The sequence below is a fragment of the Pseudomonas sp. C27(2019) genome, from assembly GCF_008807395.1.
GTDB lineage: Bacteria > Pseudomonadota > Gammaproteobacteria > Pseudomonadales > Pseudomonadaceae > Denitrificimonas.
The window spans coordinates 98609-119117 of record NZ_CP043320.1 but is presented as its reverse complement, the minus strand read 5'-3'; the positions used below and the strand labels follow the sequence as shown (position 1 = coordinate 119117).

Sequence of the window (20509 nt, the reverse complement as noted above, 5' to 3'; positions counted from 1 at the left end):
ATGTACAAAGCCAAAATAAACACGTTGGCATTAGTAATTACTCTAATGACTCAGACAAATGTTTACGCTGCTACTGATGCACCTTATATGAATCAGAGTGGCAAAGTACTCGATGATAAAGTGATGTACAGCATCGGTGGTGGCAGCACGGTTGGTGCACCGACATCGCTCTACAGACCCAAAGGTATGGGCATAGGTATCGCATGGAATAGTGATTTTATGTGTGGCTCCATGGACCTACAAACAACTATCAAAAACCAGCTTAACGGTGCCACTGATGGCTTTAAAGACATCATGGGAAATATCGTACAGGCAGCGACTGGAGCTGTCGCCAGTTTGCCTGCAATGATAATCCAGCGCTCAAACCCTGGGCTGTATGAATTACTCAGCAACGGTGTTCTACAGGCTCGTGTGGACTTTGATCGCTCAAAGCTCACCTGCCAATCCATCATTGATAAAGCCAACACTGGGCTTGATGACGGATCGTGGAAGAATATTGCAGCTGCCGAGTCCATGAAACGATCTTTGGCCAACTCAAGCTCAGATGCGGTGACTGCTGTTCAGAAGGTTCAAACTGACAGTACCAAAGATGGTGTCCCTTGGATTGGCGGACAGAATGCCGGTGGCGTTAACCAAGCCCCGATCAAACTCACTGAAACGATGACTCGTGCTGGCTATAACAGCCTACATCAGCGGGAGCCTCTCAACACCAGTTCCCTGACCGAGCAACAGTGTAAAGGCGGTGCGGTTTGCTCTTCTTGGAAAAATGCACAAGAAGCCAGCGATTTTGCTGTGCGCGTACTGGGTGATAAGCATGTTCGCACCTGTGAAGCGAATTGCGAGCCCGTCCTATCAACAGCTGGCACCGGTTTATTGCCCTTAGTTCAAGAAGAATACGATAAGAAACTGACCATTTTAGATCGACTCCTCACCAGCAAAACAAAAGTAAGCACCAATGACCTCAATGAATTGTCCAGCCCTATGCTGCCAATCTCACGCAACGTCATTGAGGTTTTACGCATGGACCCCGATGCCAGCATTTTGTCCCAGCAACTACTGTCTGAGCTCGCCTTATCTGAAATCCTAACCAAAGGCGCATTACTCTTACGTGTTCTACAAGCCGGTAGCAAAAACCCCACGTCGAGCAAACAAAAGACGCAAAAGATCACTTGGCCAAAACAATTGATGATCTAAAAACAGAGATGGATTCAATCAAAATGGAGTTAGAGCTGAGAAAAATGTTTGCCAGTAATACCGCAGTGCACATCCTAAATCGTTTCAACCAAGTACGCGACCGCTCGATGCTGATTCAAGAAGATGACCCAGCCTCAATGCGTGTCAAAGATGCGGATGAGGGCTAAGCCATGAAGAATACGCTGCTAAAACTCGCTTCGATCAAGAGCTCACTGACTCTAGTCTTTGTCCTTGTAGCGCTCCTGTATGGCATCGGCTTATACGTCACAGGCGACCCGGTGTTACTCAAACAGAAGCTTGATGGCTTTGCCCTGCCTTTAATGATTTGGCGTGCATTTGTGTACACCGCCATTGCTATCTTCTTTTTTAAGACTCGCAATAGGCATCGCGTCCTTGGCAATGCCTATGAGGTTCAAAGGCTACATAAAATAGGCTGGATAGCAGTGAGCTTAATCAGCTTCATTGAGTTCAATAATCTGCTGCGCTACTCCTCAGGAGCAGCCCTATGACAACCAATAGCTATCTTGAATATTACCTCACCCTACTCGCTTGGGTGATCAATAACAGCGTTTGGTATTTGCTGCTAGAAACTGCCATTTTTGCAATTCCGCTGATTGGTATCGTGCTGAACTCTTGGCTTGAAAGCCGACAGCAAGGTGCTGATGAAGGTAATAAAGGCATCTTCTCATTGAATATCATTGAGACCCGACTTTGGGTGGCCTACATGATTATTCTATTTGCCTGCCAGCCGATACTGCCCATCGACTTAGGACAAATGAAGCTCGACTCTACACGTACACAAACCTGTGGAGTCAGTATTGCCGCGCCTGAAGATACCGCTTGGGGCGGCCAGTTCAGCACCATCGGTGATAGATCTGCTGCCGTCCCCTTATGGTGGCAACTCATTCATAGTCTCTCCAAAGGTGTTTCAGCGGCAGCAACAGCGAGTATTCCTTGCACCCCTGATGTGCGTGAAATAGTGATGGAGATCCAAGAGTCTAAAATCAACAACAAAGTATTGCTCCAAGAAGTCGCTGCATTTACTAACAACTGCTACGGGGCAGCGCGCTCCGTTCTCTTTAGAGAAATGCCTGACCTGACTAAAGAGCAGGATTACGACACATCTTGGATTGGTTCAACTTACTTTCTAACTCAGCCTGGATATTACGATACCTTTCGTGCTCTAACGCCTCAAAAGCGTTGGCCGTACGATGCAAATCGTGATGAAGGGTTGCCCAATCATGGTGGGGGGTTCCCACAGTGTAACGACTGGTGGAACGCTCCAAATATCGGTTTACGCACCCAACTGGTTAATGAGGTCGATCCAACACTTATGACTCGAATTAAAGGCTGGTGGGCAAACGAGTCTGAGCAAGCAGTTCAAGACGAAACCATTCGCCAGCTGGTCAGCCCTAAACAGCAGCAGCGTCAAATGAATCGTGGCGATTATTACCAAGCATATGGTGCAGACCCCAGAGGGGATCTCATGGGTGACAGCATCGGTAATGCCGCAGCCGGTGCTGGTGTTGCTTGGGAGTCTTTATCTTACTTGCCGTCCATGAGAGCTCTAAAAACAGCACTACCCATGCTGCAATCCTTTGTGATTATGGCCATTATCATATCGCTGCCTATCGCAATGCTTGTCAGCAGTTACTCACTAAAAGCTCTACTTACGCTCTCTTTTGGGCTGTTCGCACTGCATATGCTGTCATTCTGGTGGGAACTCGCTCGCTGGATTGACACCAGCATGCTGAAAGCACTATACGGCGACCTATCGTTCACAGATAAAAGCCTATGGTGGGCAGGTATAGGTACGGACAATAATTTAGCCGGTGAACTGATGCGTAACCTGGTGATGCCGACGTTGTTTGTGATCTTGCCGATTGTATTTATGGCAGTAATAAGCTGGGTAGGGATGAGCCTTGGAAGTGGTCTTCAAACATCTTTAGAGAAAGGTGGTGATAGCTCTAGTAAAGGCGGTGCTGCTGCGGCTAACAAGGCAAAAGGTAGAGTTTAATAAACTTGTACCTAAATCTGTATACAAAACAGTAATCAACATTAAACTTGGTTACTGTTTTCCCCTTACTCTTAATCACCATTAGCGTAAAACTGTTCTAGGCTGTCATAACCGTTAGCATCACGGCCTTGATTGTATATCTCATCTCTCCAGTCTGACCCACGCTCAGAGCGACGACTAAGCAGCATAGCTACAACCGCCACAATCAAGGCCATCAGAGCGATGTACACCGCCACAGCCAAGCTAGCGATCGCTAAAATCACCAGGCCAATTTTAATGCTTAAAAACAGCAAGCGAGCGAGCAACACTCCGTACTTCGGATAAGATTGCCCTGCCTTCCTCACAAGTCGTGACTCATGATTTTTAATAAAAGATCGTAGGCGTTTAAAGCCTGAACCAACTCGGTAGCCTAAGCCCTGTGCTTTTGCTTCCATACTAATGACCTCCTAACATACGCCCTATATTCACTTTATCAATCCACTGCATGCGGGACAAGCGACAACTTCACACTTAATAAGACACTGCACCCATCAACCTAGTTCACGCCCTGGCAAATGATTTCGGGGTGCCATCCTTTTATGCAGTACAGCAAAAACGACTAACTGTTGTTGATGAACCACATAGTAAATAACATGACTCGCATAAGGAAAACTTAATACACCCTCACTGACTTCAGGCCGAAGTCGCCCTTGAGCAGGAAACTCAACCAGTAAACGCAGCGTCTTCCTCAACTCTAGCAGGTACTTTTCTGACTGTGGTACGCCCCAGTTTTTCAGCGTAAAACGACGGATTTCAACCAAGTCGGTCTTAGCATCTGACGTGAATGAATAACCATTTAGCATCAGTCAAAACGCCCTGCGTTCAAGCCCTCAAAGAAAGATTCCCCATCGGTAAACTCTCCTGCCTTTATTTGCTCCTTGGCTTGTGCTGCGCGTAACTGCAAAAGCTGCAGCTTGAGCGACTCAATGCTTTCATAGTCTTCAGCAGAAATAAGCACCGCGACCGGCTTGCCATATTTATTAATATGCACAGGCTCACGCTGCGCTCTTAATAGCGCATCACCAAAATTAGTTTTTGCATCATTAGCAGATAAAGTATTCATCAGACCCTCTTTATCGTTCGATTCAGTCGAAAAATAAGCTTTATTTTATACAAGTTCAAGCACTATCGAATAATCACAGACAAACGGTCTCATCTCACCGGCACGGTGATAAGACATTAAGTAGGGCGTTTGTTTTTGCTTTTCAGGGGCTGCCTTACATACACTTTAGATGTGTACCGCTGTTCGTTGAGCAGCAACATGCCCGTAGCTTTGCTACACACCCTAAAACCTGTGTGCATTTGAAAAACAGGCCATCACCTCTGGTGACAATGCTTACTAAACCTATCCCCCCTGCGGAGAAATTACTTCTCCGTCATGGAGTTGTGTTTCTCTGTTTTATGAGGAATACACTTATGTACACCACCGGCATTCTTGGCGAGAAAATTCGCTTATCTGATAAGTCATTAAAAGAGCTATCACCTGCATATCTTGCAGGCCATAAGCTTGGACGATTGACTAAAAGAGCGCTTCCTGCCCTGCAATCAGCTTTTCAACATGCACAAATGCACATCATGCACAGCATGACTGCCAATGCATCCAACACCCTTCAAGATCAAGCCCCTGTCGACTACGACGAACCCGCCATTCTACGCCGTCTAGGTAGCACTCAGGCGCTACACGACTGGCAAATCAAGAATGGACTGATCTTACCGCAACACACTGCAACCACATTTGGATCGCTCAACGAGCTTATCTAAAACCTATACCTAAACTTGCACCCGCACGGACATAACTACCCGTGCGGTGGTTATGCTTCTTTTGAGGAATAACCAATGGCAACTACAACATTCACACAACCTCACTTTGACCTTGAACTCATTCAATTCAAAGCAAGCCAAGCAAACCCACAAGCCCTATTTGATCTAGCTGTCACTCATTTCTTCGCAAACGATGGAAAAAAGGCATTTGAAGCAGCATCAAAAGCGGCTTACCAAGGGCATACCGAAGCACTCACCTTTGTTGGTGATGCCTTTCTATGGGGTAAAGGTGTCATTGCTGATAAAGCAAAAGCACTAAAACTTCTAGACCGAGCAGCCAAGCAAGGTTGTGAGGCGGCTTCGTTCACTCTCAAAAAGCTCTACGCTTAATGGAGCTTGCCATGCCTGCTGCAATGCAACCATGCCTCTCTTTTTTTGCTATTTGGTCGGGCGAACGTCGCCAGTACTGGACGCAAAATGCTTATGGCTACACACCAGACATGGATAAAGCTGGATTCTTTTCACCTCAAGAAGCTCATCAAATTATCAGCTCTGCTGGTGAAGATAAGCAGCTGAAGTTGATTGAATACCAACCCAGTCCTTTGCGTTTAAAACTGAAAGAACGCTCTCACCCGTAAGAAGCTTTTCTTACATCAAAACCAAACCCTGAAGGGGCACTCATCCCCTGCAGGGAATGCTGTGTCTCCTTCATTTAACAATGGAGATACAAATGAATAAACTTTTACGCCTGAAGGCGTTACTCATGCGCTTGTCCGACAATAAAACTTTAGGCGTTATTGGCGAAGACCTACGTAAGGTTGCCGCCACCAGCATCGGAGTAGGTATTGTTGGTCTAGCCGTTTCAGGAGATACCATCACCACCGGCGAAGCAGTCATGTTGTTGATCGTCGGAGCCTGTCTATGGTTTTATGGTATTATTCTAACCAAAGCATCTAACTCCTAAGGAGGCTAGCATGAGCATCGGATTCTTATTAGGCATACTTGGTTTGTTTACTTTTTTTACTGTCGTCACTTTTGGAAGCTTATATTTCCATCAGTTAGCCGAAAAAGAAAAACAAGCACAAGCAACAAGCCCATCTGATAAATAACCCTCTAAGAAGGCCGCAATCGCGGCCTTTTTCACGTCTAAAAACATATTTGCATCAAACAATTCGTATCCTAAGTAGCCGCCTTATCCTTGCTTTTCCAAAATATCACTGCCTAAAATAAAACTATGTCTCGCTGTTCGTTGAACGGCAACATACCGTAGCGTTAGCTATGCCCCGAAGTCTGTGTGCATTTGAAAATCAGATCATCACCTATGGTGATAATGCTTACTAAACCTACCCCCCTTGCGGAGAAATCACTTCTCCGTCATGGCGTTGTGTTTCTCCTACTAACGAGGAACACTCACAATGATTACCATCGAAGGCAATCTGGCCATTCGTACTATCGCCGGTCGCCATGGTGACTTTAACGTCGCAAAACTAGCCACCAGCATTGGTGATTTCGTCATCAAAGATGCCTTACTGGATCAGTACGTCGAAGGACGCTATCAAGGTCAGTTTGCTATCTCAAAAATCAAACCGTCGTACTACACCACTGGCTCAGGCTCGCTCATTGTAGAAATCAGAGCGTTCCTAGACTCCATGACACTTGATGGCATGGATGACCTTAGCGCAGAGGAAGCAACTTCTTTAGATAACCCTATCCAGGACCCTATCGAAGAAGATAAACCAGTCAAGCCTGCTGCTGCCCCACCCAAAGCACCGCCCAGCCTTATTGATGATGACAAGCCATTTGGCATGTCTGATCACGAAGTGCAGAAAGCCTCACCTGTCAACACTCCGCCGGCAAATCTCGATGCAGATTTATTCGGAACACTGTGGCCACTCGGTAACGATGTTCGCTTGGACGCGACCGTTGATCGTTTAACTCAGCGTGAGCAAGTTAAACGACTGCGAGAACTGGGTTACACGATGGATTTCAAAACTCAGCTTTGGAAAAAACAGCCTTAGCCAATAACTCACTTATTAAATGAAACACCCTGAAGGGGCAACTACCCCTGCAGGGAGTGGTTTGCCTTCTTCCTCAATTTGAGGATGTACCATGCAAACAACTCACTCGCTAAGCTACTCTGATCAAATCTTTGGTTTTTTACGAGAAGCAGACGGCACCTACAGTGCCAAAAACATTACCGAACAAGATGTGCTAAAAATGGCCTCTGTCATCGCTGCACAAAAAATCAACAATAGAGTCTGTATAGACTCTCCTCACAAAGCCACTGAGCTGATCCAGTTCAAAATGGGCACACCTGAGCATGAGGTATTTGCGTGCTTGTTCTTGGATACCAAACACAATGTGATCACTTATGAAACATTGTTTTACGGCACTATTGATGGTGCCAGCGTATACCCTCGGCAAGTCGTTAAGCGCGCCTTACAGCACAACGCTGCGGCTTGCATAATCGCTCACAATCACCCTTCGGGTGATCCTGAACCTAGCCGTGCAGATAAGGTTTTAACCGAACGCTTAAAAGAGGCATTAGCCTTAATTGACGTGCGAGTTTTGGATCATCTTATTGTTGGCCACACAACCTACTCGTTTGCAGAAAACAACCTTCTGTAAATTTTCTACTACCCTGTATGGGCATTACTGCCTATACGGAGTAATGCCATCTAACCAAGAGGCATAATCAAGATGTCAAAACTCACTAAAGCGGCACTCACACGGTTAACAAAGAAAGCATCCAGCGGCGACTCGAATGCTCAGTTTGTCCTGGCTAATGTGTACTGTTACGCTGCAGCAGATGGCGTTATCAGAGATCGTATTAAAGCTTTTGAATGGGCAGAAAAAGCTGCTATTCAAGGTCATACACAAGCTCTTTTCTTTGTTGGTGATGCTCTACTATGGGGCAAAGGTGTTGTTCAAGATCCTGTAAAAGCTGTAAAAATGCTCGATAAAGCTGCACTGCAGGGCTGTCCAAACGCATACCACACGATTAAAAGTATTGCTCAAAATCTGTGACGATATAAAACATACTGCAAGCGCCTACATCCCAATCCGGTATGTAGGCGTTTTTATTTGTAGGGCGTTTATCTTTGCTTTTGCAAAGTGCCCTGCTTAAGATTTACTCATGTCTCGCTGTTCGTTGAACAGCAACATGCCCGTAGCCTAGCTACACCCCCTAAGTCTGTGTGCATTTGAAAAACAGACGTTCACCACTGGTGAAAATGCTTACTCACCTACCATCCCTTGCGGAGAAATCACTTCTCCGTCATGGCGTTGTGTTTCTCCGCTTTTTTTTAAGGAAAAACACATGACTAACGCCACACAAACCACACTGCCTAACACCGTTTTCAGCGTTTTAAAATCTGCTGCTGGTTTTTATATCGGTACTTTTTGCCCCGTGGAAGGTCCCATTTCACGTGAAAGCCAAGAGTATTGGAGAACTGAGGCACAAGCAGAAAAAGCATTGCAAACAGGCATCTGGACACAACGTCCTCACCCTTAACTTTCTAACCTATTCCCATCAGGGTGCTTATCCCTGATGGGAAAGCACCTTGTCACTTACATGAGGTGCTTTATGGAAAGCAGTACGACGCCGACCACTAATCTAGCTCAACTCAAAGAGCTACCTGACCTGTCTGTCGATGCTTGCGTTGTTGACCAGGTCACTGGCCAACTCATATTTCTGTCTGTTTGGGGCAGAGATACAGCCATTACAGAACTGATAGCACGTTTAACATTAGATGCGCGCGAAACAGAGTCATTACGCTCAGGCATAACCTTGAATGTAGATGGCAAACCACAACGCATAAGCATCAATGCAGACCTGCTCGAAAAACAGTTATCACGCAGCTATAAAGGCACTCTTTTTGGCAACCTGATCAACCTGTGGCTGTTCGACAATCGTTGCACATCACCTGATCGTGCCAATCTCACTTCTTATGTGCTGCTAGAACAGAACACAGCAATGGGTTCATTGAAACAGCATCCTCAATTTACAAAATGTTTGGCGCAATTAACTGATTTGTCTCCCCTTCCGATTCTGCCCTCATGGGCTGATTTGGTTTTTCAAGAGGCCGAAGGCCTAGGCATGGTCACTCAGCACAAAACGCTACTGGGAAGCCTTACCTGCTTTCAGATTGCTCTTGATCTATGTCTGCTTGAACGCTCGATGAGCGCTCTGATCAGTAGCCAGCAACTCAGGCTACCCACCCTCAATCACGCTCATTAAGAGCGTGTTTCTAACTAACTCTTATTTTAGGAGGCCTGTGATGGCTCTTATGTTTCCACGTCTGGCAAGAAACTTTGCCAAAAACGGGTATTACCCAACCGATGAAGCAACCTTAGAGCGGACACTCGCTTTACTGGAGCCTTCCAACAACGGTCACATGCACATCATTGATCCATGCGCTGGTGAAGGTGTAGCGCTTGCAGAGGCTGCGCACCACCTCGGTAGGGATCATGTACAAGCCTATGCCGTTGAGTACAACACTGAACGCGCTATGCATGCAAAGTCTCTGGTTGACCACTGCCTTCGTAGTGACCTGATGGATACCATGATCTCACGGCAAAGTTTTGGGCTGCTCTGGCTCAACCCACCTTACGGTGATTTACCGGCTGACTTTAATGGCTTGTCCACGTACCAAGGCACTGGCCGTAAACGGCTTGAAAAGCTGTTTTACCAACGTTCGCTACCGTACTTGCAATACGACGGAATTCTGGTCTTTATTGTGCCGTATACCGTACTCGATGCTGAGTTATGCACTTGGTTGAGCAACCACTTCACAGCCTTAACAATGTTTGAGGCCGTGGATAAACAGTTCAAGCAAGTGGTCATTTTCGGCAAACGTACTCGCAGTAAAGACCGAGGCAGCTCTGCTGACCAGAAAGCCATTAAAGAGCAACTTATTGCTGTTGGCCAAGGTTCAGTGCAACCGCCTGAATTACCCATTGACCACCATCTGGTGGCCTATCGTATACCGAAAGCGATACAACCAAGCGTCGAGCACTTTTACCGTATTTCCATCGAGCCGCAACAGCTGCTAGATGAAATACAGAGAGTGCAAGGTTTATGGTCATCGTTCAATTTACACTTCGGCAGCCACAGCGGTGCATTACCGCAACGGCAACCTGTACGACCTCTATCAGACTGGCACTTGGCATTGAGTCTCGCTGCCGGTGCGATCTCTGGTGTATTGCAATCACAATCAGGTCGAATCCTAGTAGTGAAAGGCAATACTCACAAAGAGAAGTCACGCAAAGTTGAGTTCACTCAGGATGAGGACGGCAACGTATCAGAAACTCGAATCGACATTGATCGGTTCGTGCCTGTTATCAAAGCTTGGGACTTAACTGAAGGTTCGCCCACATTTGCTTGTGTACTCACTATCAGCGGCTCTAATAACCAAGAGCTGCCTGATGCTGAAGAACCTGAAGATGATCAAACCTCTACTCACCAGCCTTTATTTGAAATGGGTCGTGTTGTTGTCACGCAAGGCATCAACCAACTCAACGAACAAGGGTTATTAAACATTCACGCCCTACTACACCGGCATGCTGTCGGCGACTGGGGTGATATATGCAAGGACGATTGGGAATCCAATCAAGATGCATTAACGGATGGCTGTCGGTTGTTTTCAAGCTACGAAGTTGACCTGGATGAAACATCAAAAATCTGGATCATCACCGAAGCAGACCGCTCAGTAACAACAGTCTTACTGCCGTCTGAATACTAACCTTTAGCGTCACCTCACCCAAACGGGCATGTCATCCCGTAAGGGGTTGGCTTGCCCGTTTTTCAACTCTTGGAGAACACTATGCAAGCGCAACCTCACACCACACAGGCAGTCTCGACTGTCATCGGTCTCACCGACTTCATTAGTGAGTTTGGTGATGTACTCATTGATTCATTAAATCGCTCTAACCCGCCTGTTTACGCAGGTCGAACCTTACCCATTCACGATGCACGCCAGCACATTATGGACAGTCTTAAACGACAACCTTTTGCTGCTCAAGCCGATGTCGTGCAAGCCGTTACCGCACTCTTAGTCGATAAAGATGAAGAAGCGGCCATTATCAATGCTGAAATGGGCACTGGTAAAACCATGATGGCCATTGCTGCTGCAGCGGTGATGCACGCAGAAGGCTATCAACGCTCCATGGTCATCTCGCCGCCCCACTTAGTTTATAAGTGGCGACGTGAGATTTTGGAAACGATACCCAATGCCAGGGTGTGGGTGCTTAACGGCCCCGACACACTAGCCAAGCTTATTCAGTTGCGTTCCGAGCTGAATATTCTGTCCAGCCATGAGTCTGCCCCAGAGTTTTTTATCTTGGGGCGCATTCGGATGCGCATGGGTTATCACTGGCGACATGCTTACACGCGGCGCTTTACACCCAACCGTGATACTGCGGGAGAGCGTATTCACTTAGTCGCCTGTCCAGATTGCGGCACTCTGGTCAAAGACAAAGATGGTGAGTTGATTACAGAAAAGCAGTTTCTATGCATTGAGAAACAAGTGACCTGCACCTGTGGCAGCAAACTTTGGACATTGATGCGTAACCGCTCTGATAAGGCCTTTGATAGAAAGAAAGCCCTGATCAAGTCTGTGTGTCAAATACCGACAATTGGGCCAGTTCGTGCAACCCGTTTAGTTGAGCAGTTTGGCGAGGAGTTTATCTCCTCGATGCTGGCGGACAACGTGCATGAGTTTATTAACCTGATGGATGCGCAAGGGCGCTTTATCTTTACCGACCGGCAAGCGCGACGCATGGAGCGTGCGATGGCCAACATTGAGTTTGGATTCGGTTCGGGCGGCTATCAACCGACGGAGTTCATTAAGCGTTACTTACCGCAAGGCTACTTTGACATGCTCATTGTTGATGAAGGACATGAGTATAAAAACGCAGGTTCGGCTCAAGGCCAAGCCATGGGTGTCTTAGCCGCCAAAGCACGTAAAACGCTCTTACTCACGGGAACCTTAATGGGTGGATATGCAGATGATCTGTTTTTCCTCCTATTCAGGGCGCTAACCAGACGCATGATGGAAGATGGGTTTGTGCCAAAACAAAACGGTAGTTTAGGTGCTGCTGCAATGACCTTTATGCGTGAGCATGGTGTGATTAAAGATATTTACACCGAACACTCAAGCGCCTCACACAAAACTGCTCGCGGTAAGAAATTGACCGTGCGCAGCTCAAAAGCACCTGGCTTTGGCCCGAAAGGAATCCATCGTTATGTGCTGCCTTACACAGTGTTTCTCAAGCTCAAGGACATCGGTGGCAACGTACTACCCGCCTACGATGAAGAGTTCAGAGAAGTTGCCATGAGCACCGAACAAGGCGCAGCGTATCAGCTTTTAGCTGGCACTCTCACCGCTGAGTTACGTCGCGCATTAGCTAAACGTGACACAACCTTACTCGGTGTTGTTTTGAATGTACTGCTGGCTTGGCCAGATTGTGCATTTAGAACAGAGGTGGTGAAACACCCACGCACACGCGACACCTTGGCCTTCATACCGGCAGTGTTCGGTGATGAGGATCTGATGCCCAAAGAGCAGGAGCTGCTGGACATTTGTCTGGAGCAGAAAGCACTTGGACGTAAGGTACTCGCCTACTCAACCTATACCGGCACACGTGATACGACAGCACGGCTAAAAACCATACTGGAGCAACACGGATTAAAGGTAGCGATCTTGCGCAGTACTGTGGATACAGGCAAGCGTGAGGACTGGATTGCTGAGCAGGTAGATCGTGGTGTGGATGTGCTCATTACCAACCCTGAGTTGGTAAAGACAGGCCTCGATCTGCTGGACTTCCCTACCATTGTGTTTATGCAAACCGGTTACAACGTGTACACACTGCAACAAGCTGCTCGACGTTCTTGGCGAATCGGTCAAACCGAGCCAGTGCGCGTCATTTTTCTAGGCTATAGCAACAGCTCTCAAATCTCGTGTTTGGAGTTGATGGCCAAGAAAATTGCAGTTTCACAGAGTACATCAGGCGATATACCAGAGTCAGGACTCGACTCTTTAAACTCGGATGGTGACTCAGTGGAAATGGCACTAGCAAGGCAGCTTATTTCAAGCAATTGACCCAATACCGCAGCCTCGCAAGGGGCTGTTTAGGAGTTCTACAATGGAACACTTTACATACACTGCTGAGTTTACTCACCCTCTTTGCCCATACTGCAGCAGCAGAGTGCCCTGTGATCAAGACGACCCAACCGAACCTTGGATCGGCACTTGCAAAAGCGGTCACACCGCTGTTTACGAGCTGGATGGCGAGGACGACAACCTTTAAACCTGATAGGCCGCATACGCGGCCTTTTTAATACTCTCTACATCTGTTCTAGCCTAATACAAACGGACTGTTAGTCATGAAGCACCCCTTGTCTTGCAACTATCTGCCTATACAGCCTATTCTAGCTAGGATTTGTAAATGTGCTTGTTTTCACTCCTTGTGATGCTTGATTAGCTATAGAATTTAATTGAATTTAATGCCTTATAAATCAATCAGTTATAAATTATGCAGACGAGATAGTGTGCATGGCGCAAGCAAGATAAGAAGCATGCTCGATTTGTAATAAAGGGTGTTTTGTATTTTTAAAGAAAGTCTTTTAAATACAGATACTTATGTTAATTAACGGTAAGCAGCTGCGGGTGACAAAACGAGCATGCATACTAATAAACTGTTGCACATAGCCGCTACGCGGCAGAATATTAATATTAAAGCTGTATATATAACAACTGAGGACAAAGGATATGTCCAGTCGAGCCATACAAAATCTGTTTGCTTGTTATTCTGAGCAACTTAAGAATACTAAGCAACCGCTTAAGGAGCCTCTGAGAAACTCAGCTTATTGTTGAGCTTTTCTGGAAACGAGTAAAAAACTCAAAAAAAACCTAAAAAAGGCCGTTATAGAGGTAAAATCACCTCTTTTAGCCCTTAATTCGCCGTTTTGGCGGATTAAGGGCGCACTAACCCTAAGCCAGCAAGTGTTTTCTGCCGATCATGAGGTTCGTTAGTCCTGCTAGCAGGCACAAACGGTTATGGTTTTTATCAAGCCCTTTGTAACGGACTTTGTTATAGCCAAATACGCACTTGATGTAGCGAAACGGATGCTCAACTTTAGCGCGTAGCTTGGCTTTCATTTTTTCAATTTCCTGCTCATTTTCGGTCATGGTTTTACGCTTACTGATTCGAGCACTGATCAACCAAGCAAGATTTTTGCGCTCTTTATTTTCCCTGCGCTTTTCAACACCTACGTATCCAGCATCACCAAATACGCGTTCTTCTTCACCATGCAAGAGGCTTGCAGTCATGGTTACGTCGTGCACATTGGCAGCCGTACTTTCCACGCTATGAATCATACCTGTCACATCATCCACGCCGATATGCATCTTCATGCCAAAGTGCCATTGGTTGCCTTTCTTGCTGGAATGCATTTCTGGGTCGCGCTTGCGGCTTTGATTTTTGGTTGAGCTCGGTGCAGAAATAATGCTGGCATCCACAATGGTGCCTTCGCGAAACAGCAGGCCTTGATGCTGCAAGTGTTTGTTAATTTCCTTCAGAAATAGCTTGCCCAGCCCATGTTTTTCAAGGAAGTGACGGAAGTTTAAAATCGTCGTTTCATCAGGAATATTGTCTGATAAACGCAGTCCTGCAAAGCGGCGCATTGATTCAATTTCATACAGAGAATCTTCCAGAGCTGGATCGCTAAGGTTGTAAAACAACTGCAAACAGTGCACTCGTAGCATCACACTGAGCGGATAAGGGGGGCGCCCCATTTCACCTTTTGGGTAATGCTTAGCGGCGCGATTCTCCAAGCGTTTCCAAGGAATAATGGCATCCATTTTTTCCAAGAAAATCTCACGACGCGTCTTACGCTTTTTGTTCTGGTATTCTGCTTCTGCAAAGGTCAACTGGCTCATGATTCGGCTCGCTGGGCTAAAAAATGGACGATGCAGCTATTGTCGCAAAAAATGGGGAGTTATTCAGAGGTTCCTTAAAAATCTCAAGGCAATTGACGCACTAACTCATTGCCGTACACGTGCGTTGGGCGCTAGTTATTATCGCTGCAAATCAAATCATGCCGAGATAGAGCAGCTGCACTCGTGTCGCCATCGCAGCTGTTATGTCTGCGCTCATAAGCAACGCCTTGACTGGATTGAAAAGCAAAAAGCGCGCTTGCTCGACGTGCCGCACTTCCATGTTATTTTCACTTTGCCGCATGAGTACTTACCGCTGTGGCGTTATAACGAAGCGCTATTTGCTCGGATTCTGTTTAAAGCCAGCCAAGAAACACTATTGCAAATGCTTGCACAGCAGCGTCATGGCGGTGTCACGCCTGGGATTTTAATAGCGCTGCATACGTGGGGACGACAGCTCACGCTTCACCCGCATACCCATTGTTTGATGACTGCCGGTGGCCTTGACTCAAACAATGACTGGAAGGCGCTGGGACATTACCTCGTGCCCAGCACGGTGATTCGTTCGGTCTATCGTGGCAAGCTGCAGTCTTTTATTAAAGCGGCGTTTGATGCAGGAGAACTGATCTTGCCGCCAACGATGTCGGACTCTGAGTTTTGGCCGATGTATCGGAGTTTGTACAAAAAGCATTGGTGTGTGCGCATTGAGGAACGCTATGCGCATGGTAAAGGCGGGCCTGTTGATCCGCGACAGTTAAAGCAGATTACCGCTGACGTGGTGAAAATGAGTTATCTGGATCATCGTGATCAGCGAATTAAAGAGCAGCGGCTCAAACCGATGGATTTTATAGCTCGGCTACTCCAGCATGTACCGCCCAAAGGTTTGCATACCATTCGATATTACGGGCTGTATGCTTCGGCGAGTACGTTACGGTATGAGCAATGCCGGCAAGAGTGCGGCACGGTCGAGTCTATGCCGCATGCAAGTAGTGTCGATAGGCTATCCATGGTAATTTATTGCAAAACCTGTGGCGGGCCAGCGCAGTTAAGTCGTCGCTGGTGGTCACGACGCTCAAAAGGAATTTCCATTAATAAAGAAGCGCTGAGCACTTGTGTCAGCGGCTCTGTACAACAAGTCGATGAACCGCTCCTTGCGGGTGGTTTTTACAATACGTCCTAAGGCTCCGAATGGGCTTTTTTTTGGCTAGGCAAGGACGGTTATCTAAGCGTTATGTCAATCTAATCAATTAAAGGTGAAGTGATGATCAGAAGTACAGCTTCAGGGTTTTATGCGTACGCTTCACATCCTCCAGAAATTGGTCAAACAATTGAGCAGGCTGTATCAGCTGTGCAAACAAGCTCAAAAGTCGAAGTAAAAACATGGAAAGCGCTTGATATACCCGGACACTTTATTTCTGAAAAGGTTCTAGAAGGGATTGATTCGTGTAGTTTCCTTGTGGCAGACATTTCCCTTCTGAACTTTAATGTTACTTATGAAATTGGATATGCAATAGGCAAAGGAAAACGTGTACTGCTTACCAAAAACAAAACTATCAAGGAAGTAAGTCCGGCGATTAGGGAAGTCGGAATATTTGATACGCTTGGATACGAAGAATATCAGAACTCTCATGAGCTAAGTGAATTCATAAACTTAGCAAATCATTCTAATCCTCTAAATGTTCCAAATAAAATAAATATCAAGTCTCCGGTATATCTTTTAGAAGGAATGTACAAGACTGACTGGGCGTCTAGGATTGTCTCTCGGATTAAAAAAGCTCGCTATTTATTTAGATCTTTTGACCCGAATGAACAGCCTAGGCTGTCTGCTAACGATGCCATTGTTCAAGTTTCTCAGTCTCATGGAATCGTTGTACCGTTGTTATCGAGTAATGTCGTTGGTGCTGACGTGCATAATATACGGGCAGCATTTATCGCTGGCTTAGCAGATGGAATGGGAAAGGCTTTATGCATCCTTCAGCAAGGAGATGACCCTGTACCATTAGATTATCGTGATTTTGTATGTGCTACACGTCACCCAAATGACATTAATGAACACATTGCGAATTTTGCAGGAAACGTTGCGGAAGCATTTCAACAAGATACTGAAGTGTCAACTGCCAGTGACGATACATTTCTTCAGTCTCTTGATCTAGGGTCAACATCAGCAGAAAACGAAATGCGATCGTTGGAAAGCTATTACTTAAAAACTGATCAATTTTTAAAGTCGTTAAGAGGTGAGGCAAATATAATTGTAGGTAGAAAGGGATCAGGGAAATCTGCAATTTTTCTACAAGTAAGAGATCGAGAAAGAAACAGAAAAGGAAATATCGTCTTAGATTTAAAACCCGACGGGTACAAATTAATTAAATTTAAAGAGCTAATACTATCTTTTTTAGAAGAGGGTACTTTTCAGCACACAATAATGGCCTTTTGGGAATATGTGCTTCTTTTAGAAATATGTTATAAAATTCTTGAAAAGGATAGAGAGCAACATAAACGTGACCATACATTATATGAACCTTATCGCGCATTAGCTGACCTTTATCATGCCGAAGGCTACGAAACTGAGGGCGATTTTTCTGAAAGGATGAGCTCTCTAATGGAGAACATATCAACAGAATATAGGTCTCGGTATGGGGGCGAGGCTAATGTTAGACTTTCAGCACCCAGCTTAACCGAAATGCTTTATTGTCACGATGTTCGAGACTTATCCAATCGGGTAATCGACTACATGGCCCACAAGGAAGTCTGTTGGCTTTTATTCGATAACATTGATAAAGGCTGGCCGACTTCAGGCCTTAAGCGCGAAGATCTGTTAATAATTAGAGGTCTAATAGATGCGACTAAGAAGATAGAGCGTCAATTTGGGAGAGCTAATATAGTTGTTAATACAATCGTGTTTCTACGGAACGATGTGTATGAGCTTCTAGTTCAAGAAACGTCTGATCGAGGGAAGGAAGCTAGCGTTCTTCTCGATTGGACGGATCCTGATTTATTAAGAGAACTTATTCGTTTACGTATTGTTTCTAACGACATTAGCGGAGACAAGAAGTTTGAATCTTTATGGCCAAGAATTTTCGTAAGTCACTATGCAGGCGAGGAAAGCTCTCAGTACCTTATTGATCGATCGCTAATGAGGCCGCGATTTTTGTTAAACCTCATAAATCAGTGTAAAAGTTTTGCTATTAACTTGAACCATGAGCGTGTTCTTGAAGAAGATATTAAAAAGGGCCTGGCGGCTTATTCGACAGACTTGTTGACTGATATTGGATATGAAATAAATGATGTGGAGAGCGACAGTGATGATATTCTTTATGCCTTCATAGGAAGTAAGTCTATTGTTAGCAAGATTGATATCTTTAGTATTTTGGGCGATTTTGGCGTCGATCAGAACTTTTTTGATAAGATTTTTGAGCTTCTGTTGTGGTATGGATTTATAGGGTTAATAGTTAATGATGAGCCAAAATACATTTATGATTTTAACTACAGCATGAAGCTCATGTCTGGAATCATAAAAAATAAAGGTAACATAAATTATTTAATAAATCCTGCATTTTGGCCCGCACTAATGATAGAAGGCCAATAGATATGGACATAACAAAACAATGCACGCGACAAGCGCGTGATTGTGGCGTTATAATTTATCAACCAAATAGGTGCAACGAATGACAAAAAAACAAAAATTATGTTTCGTCATTATGGGGTTTGGGAAAAAAACAGACCTATCTACAGGTAAGACACTAGATCTTGATAAAACATATAAAAATATTATTAAACCCGCAGTTGAAAAAGCAGGGGTTCAGTGCGTTAGGGCTGATGAAATTCAAGACTCTGGCTTAATAGATAAAAGTATGTATGCGTTGCTAATGCATGCAGATTTAGTTGTAGCAGACATATCTACATATAACCCAAATGCAATATATGAATTAGGTATTCGACATGCCGTTAGACCCTATTCAACAATAATTATAAAAGAGCAAGAAGGCTCTATTCCATTTGATCTTAACCACAACCGTATTTTTCACTACGTTCACTTAGGTGATGATATTGGGGTCGATGAAGCTGAACGGTGCAAGGAAGCATTAGTTGAAATGATCGAATCAATACTAAAAAATAAAGTAATTGATAGTCCTCTTTATGACTACATACAAGATATTGAGCCCCCTAAATTAACACAAAAAGAATATCAAAGAATCATTGGTGATTTATCTGAAAGAGAAGAAAGTATCTTTGCTATTTCTGAACGGGCCAAGCATTTTATGGAGGGTTCTAATTTTATCGAAGCTGCTCGATTATGGGAAAAGGCTGAAAGCTTAGTTCCAAATGAAGCATATTTTACTCAGCAACATGCCTTAGCCAAGTACAAATCTAAAAATCCTACAGTAATTTCATCTTTAACCGATGCTCTTCAAATAATTGAAAAACTAGATCCAGATAATGAAACAAACGATCCAGAAACTCTTGGGCTTACTGGAGCTATATATAAGCGTATGTGGCATGCAACAAATGATGCTGAGTGTTTGAAACGCGCTATACATTATTACGGTAAGGGATTTAAAATTCGTCGCGATTATTATAATGGTGAAAATTACGCTCTTTGTTTAAATCTTGCCGCGAGTATTGAAGTAGATCTAGATGAAAAAACTTTCTATAAAATTTCAGCCAAAAAGGCGAGACAAGAGATTTTGGAGATTTTGTCCCACTTATCTGAGGAAGAAGAAAGTTCTCAATCAATAAATAAGTGGCCTTACGCAACACTCGCCAATTGTTATTTTGGCCTTGGTGATGTAAATAGTGGAATGAAATATGAAAAAATTTACCTAGCTCTGGTTACATCAGACTGGGAAAAAGAAACATATTTTGAAGGCAAAGAAATATTAACTAAATTAATCAATGGATAAATGAAAATGGCTAAAGAATACAAGATATTTATAAGTCACTCTTGGCAATATACAGATACGTTAGAATCACTAAGAAATCTAATTAATGCAAGATCGCATTTTAGCGCCACATACGAAGAATCCACGAAGGATAAGCCAATAAACTCTGAAGATGAAAGCTATGTCAAGACGAGGTTGGCACAAAAAATTGGTAACTCAGACATAGTATTGGCATTAGCGGGCGTGTATGCAAGCCATAGCTCCTGGATTGAATGGGAGCTAGATAAAGCTATTGAGTTAGATATCCCCATTGTTGGTGTAATTCCAAGTGGACAGGAAAGAACATCAACTATTGTGTCTTCACGATCAATAGTTGATGTTCGTTGGAATACTGAAAGTATAATTGCTGCAATCAGGAAACATGCCAAGTAAATTATAATCGGGTAGCCGAGGGTTTCTAGCCCTCAGCCCCCACAACACCCTGCATGCGGCTCCGCACAGGGCGTTTCACTAAGAGTGATGAAGCTTAATCCAACCATCGCGCAATTCATACAGACCCTGAGATTTTAAGTAAGCATTTGATAACGCCTGATTAATTCCCGGAGTTTTAGAGCTACGCCATGGGCCTTTGCTGGTGATACCGCATGCAACTGCAGCTTGCACATGAACGCCCATCCGCA

The 20509-nt window shown here is 44.9% G+C and carries 25 protein-coding genes; 21 read left to right on the top strand and 4 right to left on the bottom strand.

Features of this window, described 5'->3' with window-relative positions:
• Genes FXF61_RS00535 through FXF61_RS00520 form a run of 4 tightly spaced genes read left to right on the top strand, consistent with a single transcriptional unit; the run spans position 1 to position 3211 of the window.
• Positions 1–1194, top strand: a complete 1194-nt coding sequence (locus FXF61_RS00535; protein ID WP_151183434.1) for an integrating conjugative element protein — start codon at positions 1–3, stop codon at positions 1192–1194.
• Positions 1170–1361 (top strand): hypothetical protein, encoded by a 192-nt coding sequence (locus FXF61_RS00530; RefSeq protein WP_151183433.1) that lies wholly within the window; start codon positions 1170–1172, stop codon positions 1359–1361. The genes FXF61_RS00535 and FXF61_RS00530 overlap by 25 nt, the downstream gene beginning before the upstream one ends.
• A 3-nt stretch (positions 1362–1364) precedes the next feature.
• Positions 1365–1703, top strand: coding sequence for a hypothetical protein (locus FXF61_RS00525; protein ID WP_151183432.1), 339 nt, complete (start codon positions 1365–1367; stop codon positions 1701–1703).
• Positions 1700–3211, top strand: a complete 1512-nt coding sequence (locus FXF61_RS00520; protein ID WP_151183431.1) for a conjugal transfer protein TraG N-terminal domain-containing protein — start codon at positions 1700–1702, stop codon at positions 3209–3211. Before FXF61_RS00525 ends, FXF61_RS00520 begins: the two co-directional genes overlap by 4 nt.
• Positions 3212–3282: 71 nt before the next feature.
• Here FXF61_RS00520 and FXF61_RS00515 read toward each other — a convergent pair whose 3' ends face one another.
• The 3 genes from FXF61_RS00515 to FXF61_RS00505 form a co-directional block, all read right to left on the bottom strand.
• On the bottom strand, positions 3283–3645 hold the full coding sequence (locus FXF61_RS00515; protein ID WP_151183430.1) for a hypothetical protein: 363 nt from the start codon (positions 3643–3645) through the stop codon (positions 3283–3285).
• Positions 3646–3741: 96 nt separating this feature from the next.
• Positions 3742–4053 carry a type II toxin-antitoxin system RelE/ParE family toxin gene (locus FXF61_RS00510; RefSeq protein ID WP_151183429.1) on the bottom strand — a complete coding sequence of 104 codons (312 nt, stop codon included), beginning with the start codon at positions 4051–4053 and terminating at the stop codon, positions 3742–3744.
• Entirely contained in the window at positions 4053–4313 is a 261-nt protein-coding gene (locus tag FXF61_RS00505) for a type II toxin-antitoxin system Phd/YefM family antitoxin (protein WP_151183428.1), read from the bottom strand. Before FXF61_RS00505 ends, FXF61_RS00510 begins: the two co-directional genes overlap by 1 nt.
• A 353-nt stretch (positions 4314–4666) precedes the next feature.
• Here FXF61_RS00505 and FXF61_RS00500 point away from each other — a divergent pair, with 353 nt between their 5' ends.
• From FXF61_RS00500 to FXF61_RS14830, 13 genes are all read left to right on the top strand, one after another.
• A complete protein-coding gene (locus FXF61_RS00500) occupies positions 4667–5011 on the top strand; it encodes a hypothetical protein (RefSeq protein WP_151183427.1) in 345 nt (114 codons plus the stop codon).
• A 75-nt stretch (positions 5012–5086) separates the two neighbouring features.
• Positions 5087–5401: a sel1 repeat family protein gene (locus FXF61_RS00495; RefSeq protein WP_151183426.1), complete on the top strand. Its 315-nt coding sequence runs from the start codon at positions 5087–5089 to the stop codon at positions 5399–5401.
• A gap of 11 nt (positions 5402–5412) precedes the next feature.
• Positions 5413–5649 carry a hypothetical protein gene (locus FXF61_RS00490; RefSeq protein WP_151183425.1) on the top strand — a complete coding sequence of 79 codons (237 nt, stop codon included), beginning with the start codon at positions 5413–5415 and terminating at the stop codon, positions 5647–5649.
• Between the two features lie 92 nt (positions 5650–5741).
• Positions 5742–5975 (top strand): permease, encoded by a 234-nt coding sequence (locus FXF61_RS00485; protein WP_178087229.1) that lies wholly within the window; start codon positions 5742–5744, stop codon positions 5973–5975.
• 10 nt (positions 5976–5985) lie between these two features.
• Positions 5986–6120, top strand: coding sequence for a hypothetical protein (locus FXF61_RS15030; RefSeq protein ID WP_256663466.1), 135 nt, complete (start codon positions 5986–5988; stop codon positions 6118–6120).
• 306 nt (positions 6121–6426) lie between these two features.
• A complete protein-coding gene (locus FXF61_RS00480; protein WP_151183423.1) occupies positions 6427–7029 on the top strand; it encodes a DUF3275 family protein in 603 nt (200 codons plus the stop codon).
• Positions 7030–7120: 91 nt separating this feature from the next.
• Positions 7121–7639: a DNA repair protein RadC gene (gene radC / locus FXF61_RS00475; RefSeq protein WP_151183422.1), complete on the top strand. Its 519-nt coding sequence runs from the start codon at positions 7121–7123 to the stop codon at positions 7637–7639.
• 72 nt (positions 7640–7711) lie between these two features.
• Positions 7712–8038, top strand: a complete 327-nt coding sequence (locus tag FXF61_RS00470; RefSeq protein ID WP_151183421.1) for a tetratricopeptide repeat protein — start codon at positions 7712–7714, stop codon at positions 8036–8038.
• A 292-nt stretch (positions 8039–8330) separates the two neighbouring features.
• Positions 8331–8525, top strand: coding sequence for a hypothetical protein (locus FXF61_RS00465; RefSeq protein WP_151183420.1), 195 nt, complete (start codon positions 8331–8333; stop codon positions 8523–8525).
• Positions 8526–8597: 72 nt separating this feature from the next.
• Entirely contained in the window at positions 8598–9251 is a 654-nt protein-coding gene (locus FXF61_RS00460; RefSeq protein WP_151183419.1) for a hypothetical protein, read from the top strand.
• Between the two features lie 40 nt (positions 9252–9291).
• Positions 9292–10755: a DUF6094 domain-containing protein gene (locus tag FXF61_RS00455; RefSeq protein ID WP_151183418.1), complete on the top strand. Its 1464-nt coding sequence runs from the start codon at positions 9292–9294 to the stop codon at positions 10753–10755.
• 81 nt (positions 10756–10836) lie between these two features.
• Positions 10837–13113 carry a DEAD/DEAH box helicase family protein gene (locus FXF61_RS00450; protein WP_151183417.1) on the top strand — a complete coding sequence of 759 codons (2277 nt, stop codon included), beginning with the start codon at positions 10837–10839 and terminating at the stop codon, positions 13111–13113.
• A 43-nt stretch (positions 13114–13156) separates the two neighbouring features.
• Positions 13157–13321, top strand: a complete 165-nt coding sequence (locus tag FXF61_RS14830; protein WP_178087228.1) for a hypothetical protein — start codon at positions 13157–13159, stop codon at positions 13319–13321.
• Between the two features lie 683 nt (positions 13322–14004).
• On the opposite strand, the gene FXF61_RS00445 is transcribed toward FXF61_RS14830, so the two are convergent.
• A complete protein-coding gene (locus tag FXF61_RS00445) occupies positions 14005–14952 on the bottom strand; it encodes an IS5 family transposase (RefSeq protein WP_151183416.1) in 948 nt (315 codons plus the stop codon).
• Between FXF61_RS00445 and FXF61_RS00440 the strand changes: the two genes are divergently transcribed.
• The 4 genes from FXF61_RS00440 to FXF61_RS00425 all read left to right on the top strand — a co-directional run bounded on the left by FXF61_RS00440 (position 14864) and on the right by FXF61_RS00425 (position 20261).
• Positions 14864–16129 (top strand): transposase, encoded by a 1266-nt coding sequence (locus FXF61_RS00440; protein WP_151183415.1) that lies wholly within the window; start codon positions 14864–14866, stop codon positions 16127–16129. The genes FXF61_RS00445 and FXF61_RS00440 overlap by 89 nt on opposite strands.
• 81 nt (positions 16130–16210) lie before the next feature.
• Positions 16211–18535, top strand: coding sequence for a P-loop ATPase, Sll1717 family (locus FXF61_RS00435; protein WP_151183414.1), 2325 nt, complete (start codon positions 16211–16213; stop codon positions 18533–18535).
• A gap of 79 nt (positions 18536–18614) precedes the next feature.
• Complete coding sequence (locus FXF61_RS00430) at positions 18615–19850, top strand: TRAFs-binding domain-containing protein (RefSeq protein ID WP_151183413.1); 1236 nt, start codon at positions 18615–18617, stop codon at positions 19848–19850.
• 6 nt (positions 19851–19856) lie between these two features.
• Positions 19857–20261 carry a TIR domain-containing protein gene (locus FXF61_RS00425; protein WP_151183412.1) on the top strand — a complete coding sequence of 135 codons (405 nt, stop codon included), beginning with the start codon at positions 19857–19859 and terminating at the stop codon, positions 20259–20261.
• The last annotated feature ends 248 nt before the right edge of the window (positions 20262–20509 follow it).